Origin of the sequence: Salinisphaera orenii subsp. halophila YIM 95161, assembly GCF_003732545.1 — a bacterium.
GTDB classification, from domain to species: domain Bacteria; phylum Pseudomonadota; class Gammaproteobacteria; order Nevskiales; family Salinisphaeraceae; genus Salinisphaera; species Salinisphaera orenii_A.
Map to the genome: position 1 here is coordinate 18,491 of NZ_AYKF01000035.1, position 24,518 is coordinate 43,008.

Below are 24,518 nucleotides of genomic sequence, written 5' to 3' on the forward strand. Positions count from 1 at the left end.
GGGGCCTCCACGCTGGCATATTGCCGGAATCTGCGAGTAGAGGAGCGAGCATGTCCGACCCCAGCCGATACGCGGCCGAATTCGAGGCCGCGCGCGACAACCCGGACGCGTTCTGGGCCGATCAGGCCGAGGCCATACGCTGGACGCGGCCGCCGACGCAGGTGCTGGACGGCAGCCGCGCGCCGTTCTATCACTGGTTCCCCGACGGCGAGCTCAACACCGCCGACAACTGTCTCGATCGCCACGTGGACGCCGGCCGCGGCGACGTCACGGCCCTGATCTACGACAGCCCCGTGACCGGCACGCAGGCGCGCTACACCTACGCCGAGCTGCGCGACGCCGTGGCTCGTTTCGCCGGCGTCATCCGCGATCAGGGCGTGGCCAAGGGCGACCGCGTGATCATCTACATGCCGATGATCCCGGAAGCGGTCATCGCCATGCTCGCCTGTGCCCGCATCGGCGCGGTGCATTCGGTGGTCTTCGGCGGCTTCGCGGGCGCGGAGCTGGCCAAGCGCATCGACGACGCCACCCCGAAACTGGTGCTTTCGGCCTCCTGCGGGATCGAGCCGGGGCGCGTGGTCGAGTACAAGCCGCTGCTGGACACCGGCATCGATCTGGCCGAGCACAAGGTCGAGCGCTGCGTGATCTTCCAGCGCGACACGCAGCGCTGCGCGCTCGTTTCCGGCCGCGACATCGACTGGAACGAGGCCCTGGCCGCGGCCGAACCGGCCGACTGCGTGCCGGTGGCCGCGACCGATCCGCTCTACATCCTCTACACCTCCGGCACCACCGGCAAACCCAAGGGCGTGGTCCGCGACAACGGCGGCCACGCCGTGGCCATGCACTACTCCGCGCGGGCGGTCTACGGCCTGTCGCCGGACGACGTGTTCTGGACCGCCTCCGACGTCGGCTGGGTGGTCGGCCACTCCTATATCGTCTACGCGCCGCTGCTGCTGGGCTGCACCTCGGTGATGTACGAGGGCAAGCCGGTGGGCACCCCGGACGCCGGCGCCTTCTTCCGGGTGATCGCCGAGCACGGCGTCGATGTCTTCTTCACCGCGCCCACGGCCTTTCGCGCGGTCAAGAAGGTCGACCCGAACGCCGAACTCGGCGCCGCCCACGACACGTCCTGTCTGCGCGCGCTGTTCCTGGCCGGCGAGCACACCGACCCCGACACCGCCCGCTGGGCCGGCGAGAAGCTCGACGTGCCCGTCATCGACCACTGGTGGCAGACCGAGACCGCCTGGGCGATGAGCGCGAACCCGTTGGGCATCGAGATGCTGGACGTACCGCCGGGCTCGGCCGGCCGCCCGATGCCGGGTTACGACATCCGCGTGCTCGCCCCGGACGGCAGCGAGGTCGGCGCCGACGAGATGGGCGACATCTGCGTGAAGCTGCCGTTGCCGCCCGGCTGCTTCCCCACCCTCTGGCAGAACGACGCGCGCTTCCGCTCGTCGTATCTGGACGAGTTCCCCGGCTACTACCGCTCGGGCGACGCCGGCTATTTCGACGCCGCCGGCAACGTCTGGGTGATGAGCCGCGTCGACGACATCATCAACGTCGCCGGGCACCGGCTGTCCACCGGCATGATGGAGGAGGTCATCGCCGACCACGCCGACGTCGCGGAGGTCGCGGTGGTGGGCGCGGCGGACGCCGACAAGGGTCAGCTGCCGGTGGCCATGGTGGTGCTCAAGTCCGGCGTCACGCGGCCCTCGGACGAAGTCATCGCCGAACTGGTGGCGCTGGTGCGCGACCGGATCGGGCCGGTCGCGGCCTTCCGTCACGCCACCCTCGTCGAGCGTCTGCCCAAGACGCGCTCGGGCAAGGTGGTGCGCGCCACCCTGCGCCAGATCGCCGACGGCAAGGAGTGGAACACGCCTGCCACCATCGACGATCCGGCCATTCTCACCGAGATCGAGGCGCAGCTGGCGACCATCGGCTATCCGCGCCACGGCGGCTGAACGCGCTAGGGCCGGGTTCGGCTGCCGCGAAGGCGTGGTCCGCGCGGCGCTGGTCGTCGGCCTCGTGCTCGGGCTAGGGCTGTCCGCTGCGGCGGCGGTCGCCGACACCCGCGCCGGCATCGCGGCCCATGCGCGCGGCGATTACGCCGCCGCCGCCGAGGCCTGGCGGTCGCCGGCGGCCGAGGGCGCGGCGCGGGCGCAATACGGGCTGGGCCTGCTCCATGCCGAGGGCCGGGGCGTGCCCGCCGATCCGGCGCGGGCGCTGGGCTGGTACACACGCGCGGCCGAACGCGGTTTCGCCCCCGCCCAGTACAACCTGGCCGTGCTGCACGAACGCGGCGCCGGCGTCCCGCGCGATATCGCCCAGGCGGTGTTCTGGTATGCCGAGGCGGCGCGCCGGGACTTCGCCCCCGCGGCGACCAACCTGGCGCTGGCTTATCTGGACGGGCGCGGTCTGCCGCGCAATCTCGAGGCGGCGGTGCAGACGCTGGCGGTCGCCACGCCGGCCGATCGGGCGCGCCTGCGCTCGGCCCTGCCGGCGGCGCGGGTGGGCCCGGCCCGGGTGAATCTGCGCGCCGGGCCGTCGCTCAACGCCGCGGTGCGCAGCCGGCTTGCCGCGGCCACGCCGCTGCGCGTGTATCGGCGCCAGCGCGGCTGGGTCCAGGTCTGGGCGGCGGACGGCGAGCGCGTGGGCTGGGTCGCCGAGCGGTTGCTGCGCGGAGTGCCGAAGTCTCTGTCGCTCGATCTCGAGGGCCTGCGCCGCGGCCCGCTGAACGGCTTCGACGCGGCCGCGGCGCCGCGACGGGTGCCGGCGCGCGGCGCCGGGTCCGAACCGCCGACGCTGGCGGCCTATGTCGGTTTGCCCGCGCTCTTCGCCGATATCGACGCCGGCCGCGGGCGCGACAGCCCCGAGGCGATGCGGCGCGTGGCCACGCCGCGGCTGAACGTGCGCGCGGGGCCCGGTACCGACCGGGCGGTCGTGGCGGAGCTCCCCCGCGGTGCGACGGTGCGCGTCCTCGGCCGCGCCGGCGGCTGGCGCCGCGTGCGCTACGGCACGGAGGCGGCCGAGGGCTGGGTCGCGGCGTTTCTGCTGGCGCCCGCGGGGCGTGCGGAATCGGCCGCCGACACGCGGCCGGCGATCGGTGCGGGCGGCGGTTAGGCGGGGAGCGCGCGCCCCATCAGGTAGTCGTCCATGACGAAGCCGGCGCCGATGTCCTTGACGTCCTCGGCCTCCACCGCGAAGCCCAGGCGCCGATAGGCGTGGACGGCGTCGACGTTGTGCCGGTTGACCCGCAGTCGCAGCCGGGTCGCGCCCCGGCGGGCGGCGTCGGCTAGGCTGTCCGCGACCAGCCGCCGGCCGAGCCCTTCGCCGCGGGCCTCGGCGTGGACATAGAGCTTGTCCAGCCAGGCGGTGGCGGCGTCCGCCGGGTCGGGCGAGACGGCGGCGAAGCCGATCGCCCGGCCCGCCCGCCGGGCGAGCACGAAGCGGGTGCCGGCCCGCTGTTCGGCCGCCAGCGCCTGCGGGCTGTAGCCGCGTTCGAGCATGTAGTCGATCTGGGCCCGGCTGATCAGCCCCGGGTAGTGCTCGTGCCAGATCTCGCGGGCGAGCGCGGCCAGCCGGGCGTGATCCGCGGCCGTGGTCGCCGCCGCGAGGACGGCGTCGGTCATGCGCGGTCGTCGTTGCCGGCGAATCGGTCGCGTACCGCCGCGGCGTAGTCGGGATCGGCCAGCAGGGCGCGGCCGCGGCGGCTCTGGCGCAGGCGCGTCTCCAGCCAGCGCAGGCGCCGGGTCAGGCGTTCGGACTCCGCGCTCTCGGGCTCGGTCGCGGCGAGCAGTTCCTCGATGTCGCGGATCGCGCGGCGGGATTCGATCTCGGGCGGCACGAAGCCGGCGTTCTTGAGCAGACGATAGCCGGCCCGCAGTTCCGGCGGCACGTGGCGGTCGTCGTCGAGATTCAGCGGTTGGCCGGCGCCCGGCAGATCGTCGAACTCGCCGCGCTCGGCGGCGGCCTCGATATGGGCGTCGGCCAGTCGGTCGAGCAGGCTCATGACGCTAGAATACACGCGTCGCGCGCCGGGGCCGAGTGCCCCGGGCCCGGAACGAGCAGTCGCAGGATGGTTCGCTATGACAGAGTTTCTGGCGCCCGCACTCGAGGGGGCGGACAAGCAGGGGCGGGTGGCCGCCAACGGCCTCGAGCTGGCCTGGGAGCAGTTCGGCGACGACCGCGACCCGGCGCTGATCCTGATCATGGGGCTGGGCACCCAGCTCACCGGCTGGCCGGACGCCTTCTGCCGCGCCCTGGCCGACACCGGCCTGCGCGTGATCCGTTTCGACAATCGCGATATCGGCCTGTCCACCAAGCTGCGGACCGCGACCCGGCACGACGGCCCACGGGCGGCGTTCTTCAAGTCGCTGCTGGGCCGCGAGATCGACGCGCCCTACACGCTCGAGGACATGGCCGTGGACACGGTCGGTCTCATGGACGGGCTCGGCATCGCACGGGCGCATCTGGTCGGTGCCTCCATGGGCGGCATGATCGCGCAGCTGGTTGCCGCGCTGTATCCGGAGCGCGTGCAGACGCTGACCTCGATCATGTCCACCTCGGGGGCGCGCCGTCTGCCGCGCGGCCGGCTAAAGACCCTCCTGCGCCTGGCGAAGGCGCCAAGAAGCCGCGACCCTGACGCGATCGCGCGGCACATGGCGGTGACCATGCGCATGATCGGCAGCCCCCGCTACGGCCGCAGCCTGGCCGACTGGACCAGCGAGATCCGCCGGAACGTCGCGCGCAGCTACTATCCCGCCGGCACCCGGCGGCAGATGCTCGCGGTGATGGCCGCGGCCTCCCGAACCGATCTGCTCGGCGGCATCCGGCAGCCGGCGCTGGTGATCCACGGCGCCGCCGACCCGCTGTTGCCGGTCAAGCACGGTCGCAGCACCGCCGAGCACCTGAGCGACGCGCGCTACGAGGAGTTCCCCGGCATGGGCCACGATCTGCCGCCGCGGCTGCTGCCGCGGTTCGTGGAGCTGATCGGCGAACTCGTGCACGGCGAATCGGAGTCTGCCGGCCGGGCGAGGTAGCCGCGGTGCGGCATCCGGCCGGCCGATCGAGACGGACCGCCGACGGCCGTCCGTCGACCGGGCCGCACTCGCCCGCGGGTCGCCAGGCCGGGCCGGCTGCGCCCTGCAGGCCGGGCGACTGCGGGTCGACGGCGCTCCAGCCATGCGGCGGCGCATCCGTCGCGGGCGCCGTTCGGCGCGCCGGGATCGGCCCGGACGGTAGCGTCCGGGGCGGGCACTCGGTGGCCTGGCACGCGGCGGCACGGAGGCGGATGCACCGCGTCGTCCCGGAACGCCTGTCGTATGAGGCCGACGATCGCGAATCGCGCCGGCCCGTCGTTCAGGCGAAATCGAAGGCCTTCTGGTCGCCGGCCGCCGGCGGACACGCGAAGCGGCCGGTATCGAGCGTGATGCGGCGGCTCGCGTCGATACCGGCGCGCCGGCAGGCGAGCCGGAAGCGCCGCGCGATGAGTTCGGCGTGCACGCCCGAGCCGCGCATGCGCTGGCCCCAGCGGGCGTCGTAGTCGCGCCCGCCGTGGCTCTGGTTTATCAGGCTCATGACGTGGGCGGCCCGGTCCGGATAGTGGGCGGCGAGCCAGTCCCGGAACAGATGCTTGACGCCGTGCGGCAGGCGCAGCAGCACATAGCCCGCCGTCAGCGCGCCGGCCTCGGCCGCACGCGCGACCAGCGCCTCCAGCTCGTGGTCGGTCAGCGCGGGGATGACCGGCGCGACCAGAACGCCGACCGGTATGCCCGCGCGCCGCAGCGCCTCGATCGCGGCGAAGCGCCGGCCGGGGCCGGCCGCACGCGGCTCCAGATGCCGCTTGAGCGTCGCGTCGAGGCTGGTGACGCTGACCATCACGCTAGCTAGATTGTCCACGGCCATCTCGCCCAGCACGTCGATGTCGCGGGTGACCAGTGCGCCCTTGGTCACGACCGAGATCGGCTGGTTGAAGCGGTGCGCGACCGCGAGCAGCGCGCGGGTGATCCGCAGCCGGCGCTCGTCGGGCTGGTAGGGATCGGTGTTGGCGCCGAGCGTGATCGGCGTGCAGCGATAGCCCGGCGCCCGCAGCTCGGCCTCGAAGCGCTCGGCGGCGTCGGGCTTGTAATAGATCTCGGTCTCGAAATCGAGCCCGGCCGAATGGTCGAGGTACTCGTGTGTGGGCCGCGCGAAGCAGTAGATGCAGCCGTGGCTGCAGCCCTTGTAGGGGTTGATGGAGGCCGAGAAGGGCACGTCGGGGGAGTCGTTGCGGCTGATCACGCGTCGCGCCGGGTCGGCGTGCAGCCGGGTGGCCGGCGGCGTGTCGTCGGCCAGCGCCTCGGCGTCGAGCGTGCCCCAGCCGTCGTCGAAGTCGTCGGCGCCGGCTGCGGCGAAACGCCCTGCGGGGTTGGTCAGCGCGCCGCGCGTCTTGTGGTGGGTTGGGCGATGAGGCATGCTATAAACTGTATAAATAAACAGTTTATGCGGCAAGGGGTCATGGTTCGATGCGTTCGCCCGCCCAGTCGAAGACGTGACCGCTGTCCTCCGGCGTGAGCCGGTCGATCACCGCCAGCAGATGTCGGGCCGCCGTGTCCGGGCTCTGCAGGCGGCCCGCCGGCACGCGTCGCTGGAAGGGCTCGGACAGGCCGGTGTCCACGGTGCCCGGATGCAGGCCCACGCAGATCAGCGCCCGGGAACGGCGCCGCAGCTCGATGGCGGCGGTGCGGGTGAACTGGTTCTGGGCCGCCTTGGCCGCCCGGTAGGCGTACCAACCGCCGATGTGGTTGTCGCCGATCGAGCCCACGCGGGCCGACAGACTGGCGATGACCGCGCGCTCGCCGTGCGCGAGCAGGTCGTGGAAATGCTTGATCATCAGCAGCGGCCCGGTGGCGTTCACGGCGAAGCTCGTGGCGATGTGGGCGGGGTCGATGTCGGCCAGGCGTTTTTCCGGCCAGAGGCCGGTCCGTTCATCGTGAAGCAAGCCAGCCAGCACCAGCATGCCGTCCAGACGCTCGACCGTGTGCCCGATTCGGGCCCGCGCGTCGGCAACGCTGGTTTCGCTTGTCACATCCAGCGCCACAATCCGGAGCCGTGTGTCGCCGTGCGCCTCGGCGAGCGCCTGCAGACGCGGTGCGGCCGACGGATCGCGTACGGTCGCGACCAGTCGCACCGCGTCGCGCTCGAGCAGCCGGGTCGCCAATGCGAGGCCGAGGCCTCGGCCGGCGCCCTGTATGAGGATGTTCATGGGGTTTGCCTGCTCCCGGATTGGATGGGCTGTCGTCTGCCGCGGCCGCAGTGGGCCCGGTACGGCGGATGCGTGTGCCTGTGCGGGCGCGCTGTTCGGCCCTGGGTGTGGCCCGAAGGGATACAACGACGATGCCGAACATGGAAACCACCTCCGCCGAGCTGTACCGGCTGGAACGCGCGGAGGAGCAGCAGTGGGCCGAAGGCGCGCAGCAGACGCCGACGGAACTGCTACGCGAGCAGCGCGAACGCGGTTTCGCCACCCTCTGGTTCCGACCGGAACTGGAGGCGGATTTCTGCCGCTACCTGCGGCTGTCCGGCCGGCTCAGCCGCCTGACGCTATTGTCTATCGCCTTTCTGGCGATGGCGATCACGCCGCTGATCGACACCACGCTGCTCGGCATGCCGGAACCGCTGGTGCCCCTGTCGCGCTGGCTGCAGCTTGGCGGGATGATCCCGCTGCTGCTGGGCGTCGGCCTGTTCTGCTGGAAGCGGCCGGACGCGGCGGCCATCGAGCTGGTCATGGTGTTGCTGTTTCTCGGCTTCATCGCGGGGCTGCTGGGCCAGCGGATCGTCGATGCCCGATACGGCTTCGACCTGCCGGTGGAGTTCATCGGCATCTGCACGGTCACCATGTTCGCCCTCGCCCGCATCCGCTTCTGGGTCATGCTGCCGGCGGCGGTCGTGGCCGGCATCGCGGCCATCGGCGTCGAGGTCGCGTTCATCCATATCGAGCCCAACGTCAACTATCACGTGTTCGCGACCGTGGTGCTGATGGTGGTGGCGGTGTGTGCGGGCTATTCGCTTGAATACTTCATCCGCTGGACCTGGCTCAACGGCACGCTGCTGCATTATCTGTCGCGCCAGGACAGCCTCACCGGGCTGCTCAACCGCTATGCGCTGGAGGACGCGCTCGAGCAGGCGCAGGCGCAGGCGGCCCGGGAATCGGCGGGCTACGCGGTGGCGATGATCGATATCGACGCCTTCGGCGCCTACAACGATCACTACGGCCATCAGGAGGGGGATGCCGCGCTGCGCCGGGTCGCGGCGGTGCTGCGAGCCGGAGCCCGGCGGCCGCTGGATGTCTGCGGCCGCTACGGCGGCGAGGAGTTCGCCATGCTGTGGATGCACGGAGACGCCGACGAGATCCGGGCGCTTGCGGAAAACGTCTGTTCAGCCATCGCTGCGGAACGGATTCCGCACGCGGTGTCGCCGGTGGCCGAGTGGGTGACGGTGAGCATCGGCGTCTGCCACATCGGCCCCGACGACGGCCGCGTCGGTCTCTCGGCGGCGCTGCGCAAGGCCGACGCGTTGCTCTACGAGGCCAAGGCGCGGGGCCGCAACCGGGTGCTGTGCGAGCGTTTCAGCAGCTGGCCGGACGACGACGGCTGAGGCGCCGCGGTCGAGCGCCGGCGGGCCGACTTGCCGGTATCGCCGGCCGCGGAGCCTGCGGCGGGTGGTCGCGCGTCAGTGGATCAGCCAGGTCAGCACCACCACGCCCAGCGCCGCCCAGATCACCGCGCCGATGAGCCGGCGCTTGAGCAGCGCACGCAGGGCTGCCCAGAGCATCACCAGGCCGAGCAAGAGAATGAGCAGGCTCAGCACCGAGGTGCTGATGCCCAGGGCGTTGGTCAGCCCCGCCAGAAAGCTGTCGATGAGGCCGTAGAGATTGCCCAGCAGCCCCGCCAGCCCGTCGACGATGAAGCGGATGGCCGCGCCCAGTGTCTCGCCGATCCAATGAAAGAATTCTTCCACGTTCCTGCACGCTTCCGGCGAGCGCCGGTCCGACCAAACCAGCCGCCAGTCTAAAGCCTCAGGAAGCCGATGCGGGCGATTCCGAGCGCGCTGCGCGGTTGCCGCCGGCGGGGCCGCGCTCATCGGATGCGGCCGGCGCGACCGTGGTGTCCACGTCGACCTCCACCATCATGCCGGGGCTGAGCGCGGTCTTCGGCCCGTGGTCGATGGCGATGCGCACCGGGATGCGCTGGGTGATCTTGGTGAAATTGCCGGACGGGTTCGGATCCGGCAGCAGGGCGAACTGGTTGGTCGCGGCATGGCCGATGACGGCGACATGGCCGCGATAGGCGATGTCCGGGCGGGCGTCGACGTGCACGGCGACCGGCTGGCCGACGGCCAGTTCGGCGATCTTGGTCTCCTTCATCTTGGCCTCGATCCAGACGTCGGCCGGGTCGTGCATCATCACGATCGGCTGGCCGGCGGAGACGTATTCGCCCGCTTCGATGAAGGTCTCGTCGACGACGCCGTCGATCGGCGCGGTGATCGCCAGATCGTCCAGACGCGTGCGCTGGTGTGCCAGTTCCGCCTTCGCCTCGGCGAGCCGGCGTTTCATGACCGCGCGCTCGTCGGTCAGCACCTCCGGGTTGTCGATCGTGGCCTGCGGCGCCGACAGCAGGCCCGTTCGGGCGTTGTCCAGCGCGATGCGATCGACGCGCACCTGACGCTCGGCGCGGTCGTGCTCGGCGCGGGCGGCCTGGTAGGCATAGCGGTCGGCGTCGCGCTCGGCCTCGGAGACGCCGTGGCGCTGATAGAGTTCGGCCGACCGTTCGGCGTCGTGGCGGGCCCGGGTGGCTTCGGCGGCGGCGGCCTTCTCGGCGGCGACGTCGGCCGCCAGCACGTCCTTCATCTGCTCGATGCCGCCGCTGATCTGGCGGCGGGCGAGGTCGATGCGCCCCGCCTGGGCGTCGAGCTCGGCCTGCATGCGCTCGACCCGTGCGGCCAGCTGGCGGCGGCGCAGCGCGTCCGGCCGGCTGTAGAGCTGGGCCACCCGCGCGCCGGTCGCCAGGCGGTCGCCGCGAATCAGGTCGAAGCCGGTCACGCGGCCGGCCAGCCGGCTGCTGACCGTGATCTCGTGAGTGGCCACCCGGGCGTCGTTCTCGCTGACGTGGGTCAGGCGGTGATGCAGCCAGAAGCCCACCCAGATCGCCGCGATCCCGATCAGCACGGCGGCCGCGAGGAGCTTGAACAGCCGCCCGGTCCGGCCGCGGCCGGAGGCGCTGGAATCGGTGTCGTTGTCGGTCTGTGATGCGGTCATGTGCGAAGCGTCGGTTGGAGGTCAGCGGTCGGCGGCGCGGGCGCCCCAGCGGCTGAGCAGAAAGGAGGGCAGGCAGACCGCGACCAGGGCGGTCGCCACCATGAGAAAACCGTCCTGATAGGCGTAGATCGTCGCCCAGATGCGATCGATGCCGGAGAGGACGTGCTCGGCCGCCGCGCGCCGGTGCGTCGCGTCCACGCCGGTGCGTCCGACGACCTCGCCCAGATGAGCGAGCGCGCGGCGGGCCATGTCATTGCCCGGGTTCAGGCCGGCGGTCAGGTGATCGCTGTGGGCCAGCGTGCGACGGTCGAGCATGGCCACCAGCGTGACGGTGCCGAAGGCCCCGCCCAGCTGCAGGGCGAAGTTGATCGCCCCCGAGCCGTAGCCGATCAGCCGCGGCGGCAGCGCGGCGATGGAGCGCGACAGGGTCGGCGGCGGCACGGCCGCCATGCCCACGCTCAGCAGCGCCATCGACAGCGCGAGACTGGCAAACGAGGTGTTCCAGTCGGCCTGGGCCATCCGGCAGACCGCCCAGATCGCGAACGCCAGCCCGGGCAGGGTCAGCCAGTGCGGGGCCATGCGGTCGCTGAAGCGGCCGACCAGCGGCACGAGCACGGCCAGCACCAGCGTCGACGGCGTGAACAGCACCCCCGAGGTGATCGGGCTGAAGTGCAGGATCGCGTCCATGAACTGCGGCAGCAGGTACATCACGCCGTAGAAGGCGCCGCCGAACAGCAGCATGACGATCGACCCGGCCAGGAACTCCTTGTGCCGGAAGATGGCGAGGTCCAGCAGCGGGCGCGGCTGGCGCAGCTCCCAGCCGATGAAGAACACCGTGGCCGCCAGCGAGAGGACTTCGAGCTGGAGGATCGCGCTGCTCTGCCAGCCCCAGCGCTGGCCGTTGGCGATCGCGGCCAGCGCGGCGAAGATGGCCACGAACAGCGTGATCGCGCCGATCCAGTCCAGCGGCGGCCGCGGCCCGGTCGACTCGCGCCGAGGCAGGAAGATGGCGCCCATGACCATCGCGGCGACACAGATCGGCAGCACGATGAAGAACACGTAGCGCCAGGAGAAATGTTCGACCAGAAAGCCCCCGACCACGCTCGCCAGGGTCAGTGGCAGGCCCAGGCTCATGCCGTAGAGCGCGGTCGCCATCCCGCGCTGTCTGGGCGGATAGACCGCGAACAGCGCTTCGAGCGCGACCGGACGGATGATGCCGGTCATCGCGCCCTGGACCACCCGGGCGACGATGATCGCGCCCATGCCGGTGGCCAGGCCGCCCACGAACGAGGCCGCGATGAACACCGCCAGCAGGCCGACATAGGTCGCACGCTGGCCGAAGGCGCTCATCAGCCAGGGCGAGATCAGCAGCGTGACCGTGGTCGCGGCCAGAAAACCGGTCGACAGCCACTGCACCTGATCGGCGCTCATGCCGAAGGCGCCCTTGATGTAGGGCGTGGCGACGTTGACGATCGTGATCGACATGCCCAGCGCGACCAGCCCCAGCAGCACCGTCAGCGTGACCAGCCAGCGGTATTTCGGGCCATAGCGCTCGAACATGGCCTCGACCTGGGTCATGCCGCTCCGGAAGGGGAAAGACGAAGGCGTATTCTATTGCATGTAAACTACAATAAAAATGACAGTCATCGGGAGCGAGTCATGGGCGATCACACCGGGGCGCCGCGCCGCCGCGCGTGGGGGATGATTCTGGCGGCGGTCGTGGCTCTCGCGGCCCTGTCCGGCTGCGCCGCCGCGCCCGGCATGTCCGACACGTCCGTCGCGTCGGCGGCCTCATCGCGGCACTACCACAGCCCGCGCTACGGCCTGGCCATCGCTTACCCGCAGGGTGTCCCGGCCGCGCGGCGGTTCGAGGCCGATTATTTCCTGGGCACGCGCTGGAATCCCGATGCGGCGGCGGCCGTGCCCGGCGACGCCCTGCTGGCGTTGACGATGCCCGGGTCCAACACGATCACCCGTGGGGTGATGCGGATCGGCGCCAGCCGCGCGCCGCGCGCGCTGGCCGCCTGCAGTGGACCGTCCAGCGGGCCGGCGGGCGCCCCGGCCGAGCCGCGGCGGGTGTTGATCGACGGGGTGGCCTTCACCCGGGTCGATACCGGCGATGCCGCGATGAATCACCACCTGCAGCGCCACAGCTACCGCGCGGTGACGGCCGGCCGCTGTATCGCCATCGACCTGATCGTGACCGGCGTCAATCCCTCGGTCTATGCCTCGCCGCCGGCGCGGCCGTTCGACCGTGAGACCGCATTCGCCCGGCTGGAGGCACTGTTGTCGCGGCTGCGGCTGGAATGATGGATCGCGCCCGCCCATGGGCGGCGGGCGTCGGTCCTATTCGGCGGCGTCCTGGACTTCCTCGCCGGCGCGTTCCATGTCTTCGCCGGCGCCCTGGATCGTGTTGCAGCCGGCGAGCAACGACATGCCGATGAGCATCAGAGCCACGAGGCCGGTCCATCTCGGGGTATTACGGTTCATCTGCGAACGCCCTCCGGGCGTGTCCACGGGGCGGGCTCGCCCCGCATCGACTATAGCCCCAGCCCGGGCGGATTGCGAGAGGCCGTCGAGGCCCGTGCGCGGTCGCTGTCGGCGGCGTTGTCACCCGACATGCAAATCCCGTTTTGCCAAGTTGATGACGTCAACGGCTCCCGGCGTGTCGGCCGCAGCCATCGGCCTTTAATCAATTGAAAATAAGTAACAAAAGTGTGACAACCTCTGTTTCCAGGTGCGTTGAAAACAGCTGGTGATTCGGCGGTTTCGCTGCCAGGTCAATGATCGCAGCGGGTGTGGGCGATGCCGGCCCACGCCGGCCGTTGCCCCGCTATCGGGGCCGCGACCCGGGATCGCGCGGTGCCGCGGCCGGCCGCGAGAAGCGGCAGGCTAGGCCATGCGCGTCGGCGCGCGAGGCCGCTCGGGCGACGCGTCGGGTGTGTCTGCCCGCGCCACCGCGGCGGGCCGCTGTCGGGGCGATCGGTCCTGCGGGGCGCGAGTGCCGACCGGTTGTGGCGCGGCGCGCGCTGTCCCGGGCGGGCCCCGCGAGCCTCGGCCGCGGGCGCCTCGACGTGCTCGCTCGTACCGGCCCGGGGTGGAGATGACGTCATGCCCGGACCTATCGCGAACGGCCGCGAGCCCGCGGCTTGGAGGCGGGATTTCGCCGTCCGCATCGGCGGATCGACCCCACGTTTCCGGTTGCCGGGCGAGACCCGGCGTCAGCGCGGCGGCAGCACGCGGTCGTGCATCACCCGGCGCAGCACGAAGCTGGAATGCACGCCCGAGACGCCCTCGATGCGCGTGATGTGCTGCAGCAGCAGCCGCTGGTAGTCGTCCATGTCCACCGCGGCGATGCGCAGCTGATAGTCGGCCTCCTGGCCGGTGATGAGCAGGCATTCCTGAACCTCGGGCAGCTCCGCGACCCGGGCCTCGAAGTTGGCGAAGCGTTCGGGCGTGTGCTTGTCCATGGAGATCAGCAACAGCGCGACCAGACCGTAGCCGAGCGCGCGCGCGTCCACCTCCGCCCGATAGCCGGTGATCAGCCCCGCGGCCTCCAGCGCACGCACCCGTCGCAGGCAGGGCGAGGGTGACAGGTTCACGGCCTCGGCAAGCGCCTGGTTGCTGATGCGACCGTCGGCCTGCAGCACCTCGAGGATGCGGCGGTCGAAACGGTCCAGGCCGGCGGTGTTGCGCTGATTCGACATGAGTTGGCAATAATTTTTATTCAGCAGGATATTATTAGCATGATATTGCGTGCCGATGCATTCCATGCGTCGACTTGGCAATCCGGTGCCGCCGCAGGCGGGTTAGACTATGTCCAGCCGGATCCCGACTAGTCGCGACCCGGCGTTCGACCGACAGCAAGGACGCAGACATGAGCCGTTTCGACCATCGCAAGTATCGCCCCGCCCCGCGGGTGACCGGTTTCGACCGCACCTGGCCCGAGCGCGACCTGACGCAGGCGCCGATCTGGGTCAGCGAGGACCTTCGCGACGGCAATCAGGCCCTGCTCGAGCCGATGAGCGTGGACCAGAAGAAGCGCCTGTGGCAGCTGCTGGTCGATGTCGGCATCAAGGAGATCATGGTCGGCTTTCCCTCGGCCAGCCAGCCGGATTACGACTTCGTGCGCTGGCTGATCGACGGTGACCGGATTCCGGATGACGTCACCATCGCCGCACTCACCCAGTCGCGGGATCACCTGATCGACCGCACCTTCGAATCGCTGGAAGGAGTGAACAAGGCCATCATCCATCTCTACAACTCGACCTCCACCGTGCAGCGCGAGCGCGTGTTCGAGATGGACGAGGACGGGATCATCGACATCGCCGTCGAGGGCGCGCAGCGCGTTAAGGAAAACGCGGTCAAGCGCCCCGGTGTGCACTGGCGGCTGGAATATTCACCGGAGAGTTTCTCCACCACCGAGCCCGAGTTCGCGGTGCGCATCTGCGAAGCGGTGATGGACGTCTGGCAGCCCACGCCCGACGACCGGATCATCTTCAACCTGCCGAACACGGTCGAGATGGCCGGCCCGCACCACCACGCCGACCAGATCGAGTATTTCTGCCAGAACGTGAAGAACCGCGAGTCCGTGATCGTGTCCGTGCACACGCACAACGACCGCGGCGGCGCGGTGGCCGCGGCCGAGCTGGCGATGCTGGCCGGCGCCGAGCGCGTGGAAGGCACGCTGCTGGGCAACGGCGAGCGCACCGGCAACATGGATATCGTGATCCTGGCGATGAATCTCTACGGCCAGGGCATCGATCCGGAGCTGGATCTGTCCAACCCGGACGAGATCATCCGCGTGGTGCACGAGTGCACCGGCATTCCGCTGCATCCGCGCCATCCCTGGGTGGGCGAGCTGGTCTATACCGCGTTTTCCGGCAGCCACCAGGATGCGATCCGCAAGTCGCTGCGCAAGCAGGGCGAGGACGAGCCCTGGCAGGTGGCCTACCTGCCGATCGACCCGCGCGACATCGGCCGCGACTATCAGGCCGTCATCCGCGTGAACAGCCAGTCCGGCAAGGGCGGCATGGCGTTTCTGCTGGAGCGCGACTACGGCATCAACCTGCCGCGCTGGATGATGCTCGCACTCGCCCCCCACGTGCAGGCCGAGAGCGAGAAGATCGCCGGCGAACTGGCCAGCTCGCAGATCCGCGATCTGCTGTTCAGCCACTTCTCGCGGCGGGCGCCGATCGCGCTGGTGGACTACGGCCTCAGCCGCGCGGGCGACACCCAATCGATGGTGGTCACCCTCGAGCAGGACGGCGAGCGGTTCACGCTGGAGGGCCGCGGCAACGGGCCGCTGTCGGCGTTCGTCAACGCCTGGAACGCGCACGCGAACGACGACATCGCCGTGGCCGATTACGCCGAGCATGCGCTGTCGACCGGCTCCGACGCCGACGCCATCGCCTTCGTGCAGCTCAAGTGCGGCACGGTGCGGGTACCCGCGGTGGCCGAGGACAGCGATACGGTCAGTGCCTCGCTGCAGGCGATCATCAGCGCGATCAACCTCACCCGGGAGCGCGACGAGACCGGCCAGCGGGGCGGGCTGACCGCGCTCGCCAGCTGATCGCCCGCGCACGGGCGCCGGCCTCGCTCCGGCGCCCGCTTTTCAGATGCGCGGGAGGCGCGTTTCCATGGCCGAATTCATCCGTTTTGACGTAAACGCCGACGGCATCGCCCACGTGGTGCTCGATCGGCCCGACGTGCTCAACGCCATGCACGCGCCGATGCGCGAGGCGCTCATCGATTGCATGGCCACCCTCGACGCGCGCCCCGACGTGCGCGCGGCGGTGCTCACCGGCGCCGGGGAGCGTGCGTTCTGCGCCGGGCAGGATCTCGACGAAGCCGTGGCCTTCGACGGCGACGACGCGGTCGCGGCCTGGGCGCGGCACCAGGGTGCGCTGCTGCGTGCCGTGCGCGCGCTCGACAAGCCGCTGGTCGCCGGCTTCAACGGCGTGGCTACCGGCGTGGGCTTTCAGCTCGGCCTGCTCGCCGATCTGCGCATCGGCTATCCCGAACTGCGGCTGGGCCAGCCGGAGGTCCGGGTGGGGCTGGCCAGCATCTACGGTTCCTGGCTGATGTCCCTGCATCTGGGGCTGGCCGCGAACGTGGAGCTGTCGATGACCGGCGACCTGATCGACGGCGAGCGTGCGCGGGCGCTGGGGCTGGTCAACGAGCTCGTGCCGCAGGGCGACGTTCGCGATCGCGCCGGGGCGACCGCACGACGTCTCGCGGCGCAACCCGCCGCCGCGCTCGCCGCGACCAAGCGCCGTTTTCGCGAACAGACCCAGGCCGGCTTCGATGCCACCTGCGAGGCGGCGGTGGCCGCCCAGGTCGCGGCCTACGCGAGCGGCGAACCCCAGCGGCGGATGTCCGCCTTCATCGCCCGTCGCCAGGCCTGACGCAGCTGCCCGGGCGGGTGTCGCCCGCGATCGCGCGTTGGCGCATCCCGATCCGGACCGTTGCGGCGGTCGGGCTCGGGTCGCCGCCACGAGACCCGGTCGCGGCCACGGCGCTGGCCGCCAGTCATCCCTCGGGGTCGGGCGCGCGGTCGCGCTTGATCCGGGCGTGCGGTGCCGCGGCCTGTGTCGCCGGTGTACCCGGTCGCTGGCTCGACTCAGCGCCGGAGATTGGTGGCCGACACCGGCGCGGCGTCGTTGCCCCAGCTGCCGCGGATGTAGCTGATCACGGCGGCGAGCTCGCGTTCCGATAGCTGGTGGAACGGCGGCATGCCGTAGGGGCGGGGATTGTCCGCGGTCGCCGGCGGGAAGCCGCCGCGCCGGATCATGTTGGCGACGTTGACCGGGTTGTCCATGGTCACCGCGCGGTTGCCGGCCAGGGCCGGGGCGCCGTCGCCGCCTTCGCCCTCGTCGCCGTGGCAGTCAGCGCATTCGTTCGCATAGATGCGCCCGCCCTCGCGCATGGCGACTTCGCGCCCGCGCTCGGACAGTCCGATCAGGCGCTCGGGCGAGGGCACCGTCCGTGCCGGAATCGATTTCAGATAAGTGGCCATGGCCCGGGCGTCCTCGGAGCTCAGGTACTGCAGGCTGTCGAATACGACATCGGCCATCGGGCCCATCGTCGCGGCGTGCTCGGTCCGGCCGCCGCGCAGCAGGGCCGCCGCCTCGGCCACGGGCCAGTCCTGCAGCCCGGCTTGGGCCGGATCGGCCAGCGGCGGCGCGTACCAGCCGTGGATCATCGCGCCCGGGGCGTCGGCCTCCGTGTCGGTCGCACCGAAGGTGCCGCGGGCGCGGTGGCAGCCGTCGCAGTGGCCCAGGCCCTCGACGAGATAGCGCCCGCGCGCCCGCACGGGATCGGCGTCCGCCGTGTCCGCGGGCGTGCCCGGCTCGAAGTACAGCGCCTGCCAGAGATTGACCAGCGGCCGGTAGCCGTAGGGCCAGTCCAGATCGTGCGCCGGGGTCTCGTGCGCCACGGCCGGCACGGTCTCGAGATAGGCGTGGATCGCGTCGATGTCGTCGCGTTCGACCCGGGTGTAGCTGGGGTACGGGCAGGCCGGATACAGCGGCGAGCCGTCGGCGCGTTCGCCTTCGTGCATGGCCGCCCAGAGGTCGTCGGCGTTCCAGTCGCCGATGCCGGTAGCCGCATCCGGCGTGATGTTGGGCGTGATGAAGGTGCCGTAGGGGCTGTCCAGGCGCAGGCCGCCGGCGAAGGGTTCGCCGTCGGGCGCCGTGTGACAGCCCGCGCAGTTGCCGATGCGGGCGAGATACTCGCCGCGTTCGGCGTCGGCGCTGTCAGTGGCGCCGACGGCGGGAGCCGCGGTCAGAAGGAGCAGCAGTATCGGAAGCAGGCGATGCATGGGTCAGGCGTTGTCGTCGGGGGCCGGGACGCTGCCGCAGTCCATCGGCGGCTCGGCGACCGGGGCGTCGGCGGGTTCGGTGTTGTCGGGCACCGGTCGCGCGGCCAGCCAGGCGGCCACGGCCTCGACGTCGCGGCCGTCGAGCCGCGCCGTGATTTCGGCCATGCAGTCCGGCGCCGCGGCGTGCCGGGTGCCGACCTGCCAGGCGCCCAGCTGGGCCATGATGTACTGGCGCGGCAGGCCGACCAGACCGGGCGTGTTCGGTTGCACGCCGGTCAGGCGCTCGCCGTGGCAGCTCGCACAGGCGGGCACCTCGGCCTGCGGGTCGCCCTCGCGCACGAGCTGTTCGCCGCGTTCGGCCAGGGCCCGGCCGGGGCGCTCGGCCGCGGCGGGATAGGGCGGGTGCCGCTCGGCGAAATGGCGTGCGATCTCGTAGAGATAGTCGCGCGACAGATGCGACACTAGGTGATTCATGGTCGCGTTGCGCCGCCGCAGCGTCTGATAGTTGACCAGCTGGTTGTAGAGATAACCCGCCGGCTTGCCGTGGATGCGCGGCACGTAGCCGTCCTCGAGCCGGATGCCCTCCTCGGCGTGGCAGGCGGTGCAGGCTTCGAGGCGCTGGGCCATCGCATCGCCCCCCGACGTGCTGTCGCGCGCGCTGGCCGGCGTGGCGATGGCCAGGCCCGCAGCCAGCCCGATGGCGATGAGAATAACCCTTGTGGCAAACACGGTTGCAGCAGCCTCGAATGGATGGGCCGCGGACGCGGCGCTCGGTCGCCATTATCGGCGGATGGAGCCTGACCACCAAGCGACAGTTGCGCCGGATGATGCATAACAGTTGCGGCCGTACATTGCTGTTACGAAAAAACCACCGGCAACTGTGGCTGTCGAGCGCGATACCCCAGCCCGGACAATCGCGCTCACGACATGCGTTGCAGGAGCGTTCGATGGATTCAACGAACCGCGAGCCCGCGGCCGGTGGGCGCCGACCGCGATGGTGGCAGGTGGTATTCAGCGTAGCCAGTGCGTTTTTCGGTGTGCAGAGTTCGCGTGTGCGCCGACGAGATTTCACCTATGGTCGCCCGTTGCACTTCGTCGTTTGCGGGTTGTTGATGACCGGGGTCGTGGTGCTGCTGTTTTTCGGCGCCGTACGCCTGGCACTGGCCTATCTGGCGTGACGTGAGGCCGGGTTCGGCCGGTGCCACCGGTCGATTATTTCGGCCAGGCGGGCCACGCCCCTTGCGATTTCGGCCGGGTTCGGGTGGCCGTAGTTCAGGCGGATGTAATTGTTGAAGGTGTCGTCGGTCGAGAACAATACCCCCGGAGCTATGGCCACCTCTGCGGCCAGCGCGCGGCGATGCAGTTCGCGTGCGTCGATGCCGGCAGGCAGGCGCAGCCAGAGCACGTAGCCACCCGCGGGGCGGGTGAATGCGATATCGGCCGGCAGTTCGCGGCACAGGTGCTCGATGAGCCGGTCGCGACGCGAGCACAGTTCCGCGCGCAGCGCCGCCAGATGCCGGTCGTAGTGGGTCCCAGCCAGATAATCGGCGATGCCTACCTGCGCCGGTAGCGAGGCCGCGAGCGTGCTATCGAGCTTGTAGCGCATCACGCGGGCGGTGTGGCGCCCCGGCATCGCCCAACCGATGCGATAACCCGGCGCCAGGCACTTGGAGAACGTGCCGCAATGCAGGACATGGCCGCTCGTGTCGAATGCCCGCGCCGGCGGTGGCCGTTGGTCGCCGTAATAGAGTTCGGCATAGGCATCGTCCTCGATTAGCGGCACCTCGTATTCGGCGAGCAGTTCAACCAGCGCGCGCTTGGCTAGTGCCGGCATCAAGGCGCCGGTCGGGTTCTGAAAGGTAGGCATCAACCAGCAGGCGGCAGGGCGGAAACGGGCCAGGCGTGCGCGCAGGTCGGCGATATCGACTCCGGTCTCGGCATCGACGGGTATCTCGACGGCACGCCGACCGAGCCGCTCTATGGACTGCAGGGCGCCGTAGAAGGTCGGGTGCTCGATGAGTACGCTGTCGCCCGGCCGGGTCACCGCCTGTAGACATAGATTGAGCGCTTCAAGCGCGCCGTGGGTGATCACGATTTCGTTCGCATCGACGTGATAGCCATCGAGGTGATAGCGAATGGCGATCTGGCGTCGCAGCTCGGCATTGCCGGGTGACAGATCCTCGACGCTCTGGTGCGCGTCCGCATGCCGCAGGCCGCGATAGATCGAACGGCGCAGCCGCGCCAGCGGAAACAGACGCGGGTCCGGGAAAGCCGAACCCAGGGGCATCAGCTCGCGCGATCGGCTGGCGTCAAGCACGGCATGGATCAACCGGCTGCGGTCGACCGGCACGCCTGCCTCGTGCGCCGGGGCAAGCGCCGGCGGGTCGGGATGTTGCGGATACTGCACGGCGCCCGCGCTGACGTAGTACCCCGAGCGCGCCCGGGCCTCGACGAGTCCGCGTGCTTCCAGCAGACGGTAGGCCTGCAATACCGTGGACACGCTCAGTCCGCGCCGGCGACTGGCCTCGCGTACCGAGGGCAAGCGCTCGCCCGCCGGGAGGGCGCCGCTGGCGATCAGCGACTGGACCTGCTCGGCATAGTCGATATAAAGCGCCATCGTTTCGGGTCGTCCGCCCCGGCGGTCGCGGCCTGTGTTTGGCGAATGCCGCGCAGTATAGCGACCCGCCGGCTACGCAGGGCTACGGATGGCGACCTGTCTCGGGTGCACGGTAATCTATGGCGCTGTGCATTGATGCCGGCGGATGCGCGACGGGGCGCGATGGGATCCGGCCGGGGAAAGGGGAGCCTTGCATGGCTGAAGAGTCGAAGCCGGTCGACCGGGCACCGGACAATTACGTGATGCGACTGTTCGAGCGGCCCATCCAGATCCGGTCGTTCATCATGACTGCGATCCTTGTGCTGCTGATCGTCTACACGCTGTACTTCGCGCGGTTCGTGTTCATTCCGGTGGTGCTCGCGCTGATCTTCAATCTGCTGCTCGGGCCGCTGGTCACCAGGCTGCAGCGCTGGTACGTGCCACGCTGGGCCAGTGCGCTGCTGATTCTCGGCAGCTTCGCGGGCGTGGTCATCTACGGCGGCTACATGCTCATGGGCCCGGCCCAGTACTGGATCAACCACGCCCCGCAGGCGTTCTCCTCGTTCAACCAGCAGACGTCCAAGCTGCAGCAGCAGATCCAGGACATGAACGAGAGCACCGAAAAGATCAAGGAAGCCGCGTCCGACATGATCGGCGAGGCTTCGCGTCAGACGATCACCGTCAACCAGGAGGGATTGCGTGACCAGATCGTGACCAATCTCCAGTGGACGAGCGGCATCCTGTTCATGACGGTGATACTGCTTTATTTCATGCTCTGCGGGCGGGGTTTTCTGCTGCGGCGCCTGCTCATTCTCACCCGGACCGGGCGCAGCCGACGTAACGCCGTGCGCATTGTGCGCCATCTGCAGAGCGACATCAGCCGCTATCTGCTGACCGTGACGGTGATCAACACCTTGCTCGGCGTCGCGGCCGCCGGTGTCCTCTGGGTCATCGGGCTGCCGAACCCGATACTCTGGGGCGTGCTCGTCGGGGTGTTCAATTTCGCGCCCTACGCCGGGGCGGCGATCTCGCTGGCCGCCATCTCGCTGGCCTCGTTCGCAACCTTCGACACGCTGGCGCACGTGCTCGCCGCCCCTGCCGCGGTGTTCGCGCTGAACGTGCTGGAAGGCAACTTCATCACCCCCGCGATCCACGGCCGACGCTTCGAGATGAGCGCGCTCATGGTCTTTTTGGCGCTGTTCTTCTGGGGCTGGCTCTGGGGCGTGGCCGGCATGCTCATGGCCGTGCCGCTGCTGGTGGTCATCAAGGTCACCTGCGACCACATCGAGGAACTGCGGCCGGTGGGGCGGTTCCTCGGGAACTAGCCGGGCAGACCCCGCGAAGACGTGCCCCGGGTCGTCGATCGGGCGCGGGCTGTCGCCGGGCCGGCCGGTGCCGGATGAGTCGCCGGGCGCTAACGGCGAGCGGCTCGGGCGCCGCGGCCGCTGACCGACGGATCGCGCCACGATCTACTTCGGACGTGATCGCCGCACCACCGGCGACTCCGTAGGGCGCGCCAGGCCTGACCGCGAGCTCCGGGCCGTCGGTTCGTGCGCCTAGCCGGCCGGCCGCAGGAACACGAAGTAGCCCAGAAAGACGACCGCCAGCGCGTACATCAGCGGGTTGACGTCGCGGGCGCGGCCGGCGGCGGCCATGGTCAGCGGATAGACGATGAAACCGAGCGCGATGCCGGTGGCGATGGAGTAGGTCAGCGGCATCATCAGCACGGTGACGAAGGCCGGCGCGGCGGTCTCGAAGCGCTCCCAGTCGATCTGCTTGAGCGAGGCGCACATCAGCACGCCCACCACGATCAGCGCCGGCGCGGTCACCGCCGAGGTGACCACCGCCAGCAGGGGCGAGAAGAACAGCGCCAGCAGGAACAGCACGCCCACCACGACGGCGGTGAAGCCGCTGCGGCCGCCGGCGGCGACCCCCGAGGCGGACTCGATGTAGGCGGTGGTCGAGGAGGTGCCGATCAGCCCGCTGGCGGTGGTCGCCAGGGCGTCGGCGAACAGCGCCCGGCCGGCGCGCGGCAGACGGTTGTCGCGGATCAGCCCGGCCTGTCGGGCCACGCCCATGAGCGTGCCGGCGGAGTCGAAGAAGTCCACGAACAGCATGGTCGCGATCACCACCAGCATGTTCGCCGTGAACAGTTCGTCGAGACGGGTCAGGGCCACGCCGGCCACCGGGGTCACGTCCGGCACCTGGCCGACGATGTGGTCGGGCAGGTCGATCAGGCCGGTGACGATGCCCGCAGTGGCGGTGGCGACCATGCCGAGGAAGATCGCGCTGGTCAGACGCAGCGTCATCAGCACCAGCGTCACCGCGAGGCCGAAGATCGCCAGCAGCGTTTCCGGCGTGGTCAGCGGCGCCAGCCGTACCAGCAGGGCGTCGTCGTCGAGCACGATGCCCGCGTTCTGCAGGCCGATGAAGGCGATGAACAGGCCGATGCCGGCGGCCACCGCGTGCTTGAGCTCCGGGGCCACCGCGTCGATGATGCGCTGGCGGATGCGCGACAGCGACAGCGCCACGAAGATGAGTCCGGAGACGAAGGTGCCGGCCAGCGCCGTCTGCCAGTCGATGCCCATGCCGAGCACCACCGAGAAGGCGAAGAAGGCGTTGAGCCCCATGCCCGGGGCCTGGGCGATCGGAAAGCGCGCCAGCAGCCCCATCACCAGCGAACCGAAGGCCGCGGCCAGCGCGGTCGCGGTGAACACCGCCTCGCGCGGCATGCCCAGCGCTTCGGCCTCGGGGCCGGCGCTGGCCAGCGAGAGCACGCTGGGGTTCACGAACAGGATGTAGGCCATCGACAGGAAGGTCGTCAGCCCGGCCACCGATTCGGTGCGGAAGTTCGTGCCCAGCGTGTCGAAATCGAAATAGCGCGCGATCGCGTTCACGGCGTCGTCCCTGATGCGGCCCGGCGCGAAACGATACAAGAAACGTGCCGTGCCCTGCGCCGGCGGTGGCTCATGCGCCGCGGCTGCGGCCGGCGACGCGGGCGAGAAAAGCGGTCAGCGGCGGATTGACCGCCGCCGGATGGGTCAGGTTGGCGGCATGTCCGGCGCCGGGAATGCGCACCAGCTCCGCCCGGGGCAGCCGTGCGGCCATCTCCTCGGCGAGCGTCATGTCGATGGCGCGGTCGGCCTCGCCGTGGATGACCAGCGCCGGCACGTCGATCTCGCCGAGGCGGTCGCTGATGTCGTCGCGCGTGTCGAGGGTGGCGTAGATGCGGGCGACGTTGGCCGCGGAGGACGCCGCCCAGCGCGACTTCCACTGCTCGGCGTGGGCGCTGTCGTCGCCGAGGATGCGCGCGGCGATGTTGTCGGCCATCTCCGGCGTCAGGCCGTGTTCGGCCCAGAGGGCGGCCGCCCGTCGATGGGTCTCGATGCGCTCGGCGGGCTCGGGCCGGGCCTGGCTGTCGATGAGCGCCAGTGCCGCGACGCGCGCCGGATGGGTGAGTGCGGCCCGCAGGGAGAGATAGCCGCCCTGTGACATGCCGATCCAGACCGCCCGCTCGATGCCGAGGGCGTCGAGCAGCCCGACGGCGTCGTCGGCCGAATCGTAGTAGGAGAACGGCGCCTCGTCGGTCACGGTGGCGCCGTGGCCGCGTTCGTCCCAGGCGATGCAGCGATAGTCTTTTCGGAGCGCCTCGATCTGCGGCTCGAACATGCGATGGTCCATATGCAGCCCGTGCGAGAACAGCAGTGGCGGACCGTCGCCGCCGGTGTCGATATAGAACAGGCGCTGGCCGTTGCTGTCGATGTGCGGCATGTCGTCTCCTCGTTGCGCGGTGGCTGTGGCGGCGC

Annotated in this window: 23 protein-coding genes; 9 read left to right on the top strand and 14 right to left on the bottom strand. The window is 70.4% G+C overall.

Going from position 1 to position 24,518, the window contains the following annotated elements:
- Positions 1–50: 50 nt before the first annotated feature.
- On the top strand, positions 51–1,961 hold the full coding sequence (locus tag SAHL_RS02700) for an AMP-binding protein (protein WP_123589874.1): 1,911 nt from the start codon (positions 51–53) through the stop codon (positions 1,959–1,961).
- 34 nt (positions 1,962–1,995) lie between these two features.
- Positions 1,996–3,120 carry an SH3 domain-containing protein gene (locus SAHL_RS02705; protein WP_123589875.1) on the top strand — a complete coding sequence of 375 codons (1,125 nt, stop codon included), beginning with the start codon at positions 1,996–1,998 and terminating at the stop codon, positions 3,118–3,120.
- Here SAHL_RS02705 and SAHL_RS02710 read toward each other — a convergent pair.
- Both SAHL_RS02710 and SAHL_RS02715 read right to left on the bottom strand, forming a co-directional pair.
- Complete coding sequence (locus SAHL_RS02710; protein ID WP_123589876.1) at positions 3,117–3,629, bottom strand: GNAT family N-acetyltransferase; 513 nt, start codon at positions 3,627–3,629, stop codon at positions 3,117–3,119. The two genes, SAHL_RS02705 and SAHL_RS02710, sit on opposite strands and share 4 nt — an antisense overlap.
- A complete protein-coding gene (locus SAHL_RS02715; RefSeq protein ID WP_123589877.1) occupies positions 3,626–4,009 on the bottom strand; it encodes a DnaJ family domain-containing protein in 384 nt (127 codons plus the stop codon). Before SAHL_RS02715 ends, SAHL_RS02710 begins: the two co-directional genes overlap by 4 nt.
- Before the next feature lie 76 nt (positions 4,010–4,085).
- Between SAHL_RS02715 and SAHL_RS02720 the strand changes: the two genes are divergently transcribed.
- Positions 4,086–5,039: an alpha/beta fold hydrolase gene (locus SAHL_RS02720; RefSeq protein WP_123589878.1), complete on the top strand. Its 954-nt coding sequence runs from the start codon at positions 4,086–4,088 to the stop codon at positions 5,037–5,039.
- A gap of 319 nt (positions 5,040–5,358) precedes the next feature.
- Here the strand turns inward: SAHL_RS02720 and SAHL_RS02725 are convergent, their stop codons facing one another.
- Positions 5,359–6,453, bottom strand: coding sequence for a PA0069 family radical SAM protein (locus SAHL_RS02725; protein WP_123589879.1), 1,095 nt, complete (start codon positions 6,451–6,453; stop codon positions 5,359–5,361).
- A gap of 40 nt (positions 6,454–6,493) precedes the next feature.
- Positions 6,494–7,243 carry an SDR family oxidoreductase gene (locus SAHL_RS02730; protein ID WP_123589880.1) on the bottom strand — a complete coding sequence of 250 codons (750 nt, stop codon included), beginning with the start codon at positions 7,241–7,243 and terminating at the stop codon, positions 6,494–6,496.
- Positions 7,244–7,383: 140 nt separating this feature from the next.
- Here SAHL_RS02730 and SAHL_RS02735 point away from each other — a divergent pair, with 140 nt between their 5' ends.
- Positions 7,384–8,634 carry a GGDEF domain-containing protein gene (locus tag SAHL_RS02735; protein WP_184947231.1) on the top strand — a complete coding sequence of 417 codons (1,251 nt, stop codon included), beginning with the start codon at positions 7,384–7,386 and terminating at the stop codon, positions 8,632–8,634.
- A 75-nt stretch (positions 8,635–8,709) separates the two neighbouring features.
- Here the strand turns inward: SAHL_RS02735 and SAHL_RS02740 are convergent, their stop codons facing one another.
- The 3 genes from SAHL_RS02740 to SAHL_RS02750 are packed head-to-tail and all read right to left on the bottom strand — an operon-like array spanning position 8,710 to position 11,872.
- Positions 8,710–8,997, bottom strand: a complete 288-nt coding sequence (locus SAHL_RS02740) for a hypothetical protein (RefSeq protein ID WP_123589882.1) — start codon at positions 8,995–8,997, stop codon at positions 8,710–8,712.
- A gap of 58 nt (positions 8,998–9,055) precedes the next feature.
- The gene (locus tag SAHL_RS02745; protein ID WP_123589883.1) at positions 9,056–10,294 is read right to left on the bottom strand and encodes an HlyD family secretion protein; all 1,239 of its coding nucleotides are present in this window, start codon (positions 10,292–10,294) and stop codon (positions 9,056–9,058) included.
- A gap of 21 nt (positions 10,295–10,315) precedes the next feature.
- Positions 10,316–11,872 (bottom strand): DHA2 family efflux MFS transporter permease subunit, encoded by a 1,557-nt coding sequence (locus SAHL_RS02750; RefSeq protein ID WP_123589884.1) that lies wholly within the window; start codon positions 11,870–11,872, stop codon positions 10,316–10,318.
- 81 nt (positions 11,873–11,953) lie between these two features.
- Here SAHL_RS02750 and SAHL_RS02755 point away from each other — a divergent pair, with 81 nt between their 5' ends.
- A complete protein-coding gene (locus SAHL_RS02755) occupies positions 11,954–12,604 on the top strand; it encodes a hypothetical protein (RefSeq protein ID WP_123589885.1) in 651 nt (216 codons plus the stop codon).
- 36 nt (positions 12,605–12,640) lie between these two features.
- Here the strand turns inward: SAHL_RS02755 and SAHL_RS02760 are convergent, their stop codons facing one another.
- Together SAHL_RS02760 and SAHL_RS02765 are read right to left on the bottom strand one after the other, a co-directional pair.
- A complete protein-coding gene (locus SAHL_RS02760; protein WP_123589886.1) occupies positions 12,641–12,784 on the bottom strand; it encodes an entericidin A/B family lipoprotein in 144 nt (47 codons plus the stop codon).
- A 731-nt stretch (positions 12,785–13,515) separates the two neighbouring features.
- Entirely contained in the window at positions 13,516–14,001 is a 486-nt protein-coding gene (locus tag SAHL_RS02765) for an Lrp/AsnC family transcriptional regulator (RefSeq protein ID WP_123589887.1), read from the bottom strand.
- Positions 14,002–14,171: 170 nt separating this feature from the next.
- Between SAHL_RS02765 and SAHL_RS02770 the strand changes: the two genes are divergently transcribed.
- Positions 14,172–15,866 carry a 2-isopropylmalate synthase gene (locus tag SAHL_RS02770; RefSeq protein ID WP_123589888.1) on the top strand — a complete coding sequence of 565 codons (1,695 nt, stop codon included), beginning with the start codon at positions 14,172–14,174 and terminating at the stop codon, positions 15,864–15,866.
- A 67-nt stretch (positions 15,867–15,933) separates the two neighbouring features.
- Entirely contained in the window at positions 15,934–16,701 is a 768-nt protein-coding gene (locus tag SAHL_RS02775) for an enoyl-CoA hydratase/isomerase family protein (protein WP_221177797.1), read from the top strand.
- A 215-nt stretch (positions 16,702–16,916) separates the two neighbouring features.
- On the opposite strand, the gene SAHL_RS02780 is transcribed toward SAHL_RS02775, so the two are convergent.
- Entirely contained in the window at positions 16,917–18,116 is a 1,200-nt protein-coding gene (locus SAHL_RS02780) for a c-type cytochrome (RefSeq protein ID WP_123589890.1), read from the bottom strand.
- 3 nt (positions 18,117–18,119) lie between these two features.
- Positions 18,120–18,845, bottom strand: coding sequence for a c-type cytochrome (locus SAHL_RS02785; protein ID WP_123589891.1), 726 nt, complete (start codon positions 18,843–18,845; stop codon positions 18,120–18,122).
- 17 nt (positions 18,846–18,862) lie between these two features.
- On the opposite strand from SAHL_RS02785, the gene SAHL_RS18110 reads away from it, so the two are divergent.
- Positions 18,863–19,294, top strand: a complete 432-nt coding sequence (locus tag SAHL_RS18110) for a DUF2970 domain-containing protein (RefSeq protein WP_245968357.1) — start codon at positions 18,863–18,865, stop codon at positions 19,292–19,294.
- Here SAHL_RS18110 and SAHL_RS02795 read toward each other — a convergent pair.
- On the bottom strand, positions 19,282–20,733 hold the full coding sequence (locus tag SAHL_RS02795; protein WP_123589893.1) for an aminotransferase-like domain-containing protein: 1,452 nt from the start codon (positions 20,731–20,733) through the stop codon (positions 19,282–19,284). The genes SAHL_RS18110 and SAHL_RS02795 overlap by 13 nt on opposite strands.
- 194 nt (positions 20,734–20,927) lie before the next feature.
- Between SAHL_RS02795 and SAHL_RS02800 the strand changes: the two genes are divergently transcribed.
- Positions 20,928–22,037, top strand: coding sequence for an AI-2E family transporter (locus SAHL_RS02800; RefSeq protein WP_184947234.1), 1,110 nt, complete (start codon positions 20,928–20,930; stop codon positions 22,035–22,037).
- Positions 22,038–22,268: 231 nt separating this feature from the next.
- On the opposite strand, the gene SAHL_RS02805 is transcribed toward SAHL_RS02800, so the two are convergent.
- Complete coding sequence (locus SAHL_RS02805; RefSeq protein WP_123589920.1) at positions 22,269–23,600, bottom strand: NCS2 family permease; 1,332 nt, start codon at positions 23,598–23,600, stop codon at positions 22,269–22,271.
- A 79-nt stretch (positions 23,601–23,679) separates the two neighbouring features.
- Positions 23,680–24,483, bottom strand: coding sequence for an alpha/beta fold hydrolase (locus SAHL_RS02810; protein ID WP_123589895.1), 804 nt, complete (start codon positions 24,481–24,483; stop codon positions 23,680–23,682).
- Positions 24,484–24,518 lie beyond the last annotated feature (35 nt).

Coding starts and splice junctions, on each gene's coding strand:
- SAHL_RS02710 (WP_123589876.1), bottom strand. CDS start 3,629: ATGACCGACGCCGTCCTCGCGGCGGCGACCACGGCCGCGGATCACGCC.
- SAHL_RS02750 (WP_123589884.1), bottom strand. CDS start 11,872: ATGACCCAGGTCGAGGCCATGTTCGAGCGCTATGGCCCGAAATACCGC.
- SAHL_RS02720 (WP_123589878.1), top strand. CDS start 4,086: ATGACAGAGTTTCTGGCGCCCGCACTCGAGGGGGCGGACAAGCAGGGG.
- SAHL_RS02765 (WP_123589887.1), bottom strand. CDS start 14,001: ATGTCGAATCAGCGCAACACCGCCGGCCTGGACCGTTTCGACCGCCGC.
- SAHL_RS02760 (WP_123589886.1), bottom strand. CDS start 12,784: ATGAACCGTAATACCCCGAGATGGACCGGCCTCGTGGCTCTGATGCTC.
- SAHL_RS02775 (WP_221177797.1), top strand. CDS start 15,934: ATGGCCGAATTCATCCGTTTTGACGTAAACGCCGACGGCATCGCCCAC.
- SAHL_RS02700 (WP_123589874.1), top strand. CDS start 51: ATGTCCGACCCCAGCCGATACGCGGCCGAATTCGAGGCCGCGCGCGAC.
- SAHL_RS02810 (WP_123589895.1), bottom strand. CDS start 24,483: ATGCCGCACATCGACAGCAACGGCCAGCGCCTGTTCTATATCGACACC.
- SAHL_RS02715 (WP_123589877.1), bottom strand. CDS start 4,009: ATGAGCCTGCTCGACCGACTGGCCGACGCCCATATCGAGGCCGCCGCC.
- SAHL_RS02735 (WP_184947231.1), top strand. CDS start 7,384: ATGGAAACCACCTCCGCCGAGCTGTACCGGCTGGAACGCGCGGAGGAG.
- SAHL_RS02795 (WP_123589893.1), bottom strand. CDS start 20,733: ATGGCGCTTTATATCGACTATGCCGAGCAGGTCCAGTCGCTGATCGCC.
- SAHL_RS02800 (WP_184947234.1), top strand. CDS start 20,928: ATGGCTGAAGAGTCGAAGCCGGTCGACCGGGCACCGGACAATTACGTG.
- SAHL_RS02755 (WP_123589885.1), top strand. CDS start 11,954: ATGGGCGATCACACCGGGGCGCCGCGCCGCCGCGCGTGGGGGATGATT.
- SAHL_RS02730 (WP_123589880.1), bottom strand. CDS start 7,243: ATGAACATCCTCATACAGGGCGCCGGCCGAGGCCTCGGCCTCGCATTG.
- SAHL_RS02725 (WP_123589879.1), bottom strand. CDS start 6,453: ATGCCTCATCGCCCAACCCACCACAAGACGCGCGGCGCGCTGACCAAC.
- SAHL_RS02745 (WP_123589883.1), bottom strand. CDS start 10,294: ATGACCGCATCACAGACCGACAACGACACCGATTCCAGCGCCTCCGGC.
- SAHL_RS02780 (WP_123589890.1), bottom strand. CDS start 18,116: ATGCATCGCCTGCTTCCGATACTGCTGCTCCTTCTGACCGCGGCTCCC.
- SAHL_RS02770 (WP_123589888.1), top strand. CDS start 14,172: ATGAGCCGTTTCGACCATCGCAAGTATCGCCCCGCCCCGCGGGTGACC.
- SAHL_RS18110 (WP_245968357.1), top strand. CDS start 18,863: ATGGATGGGCCGCGGACGCGGCGCTCGGTCGCCATTATCGGCGGATGG.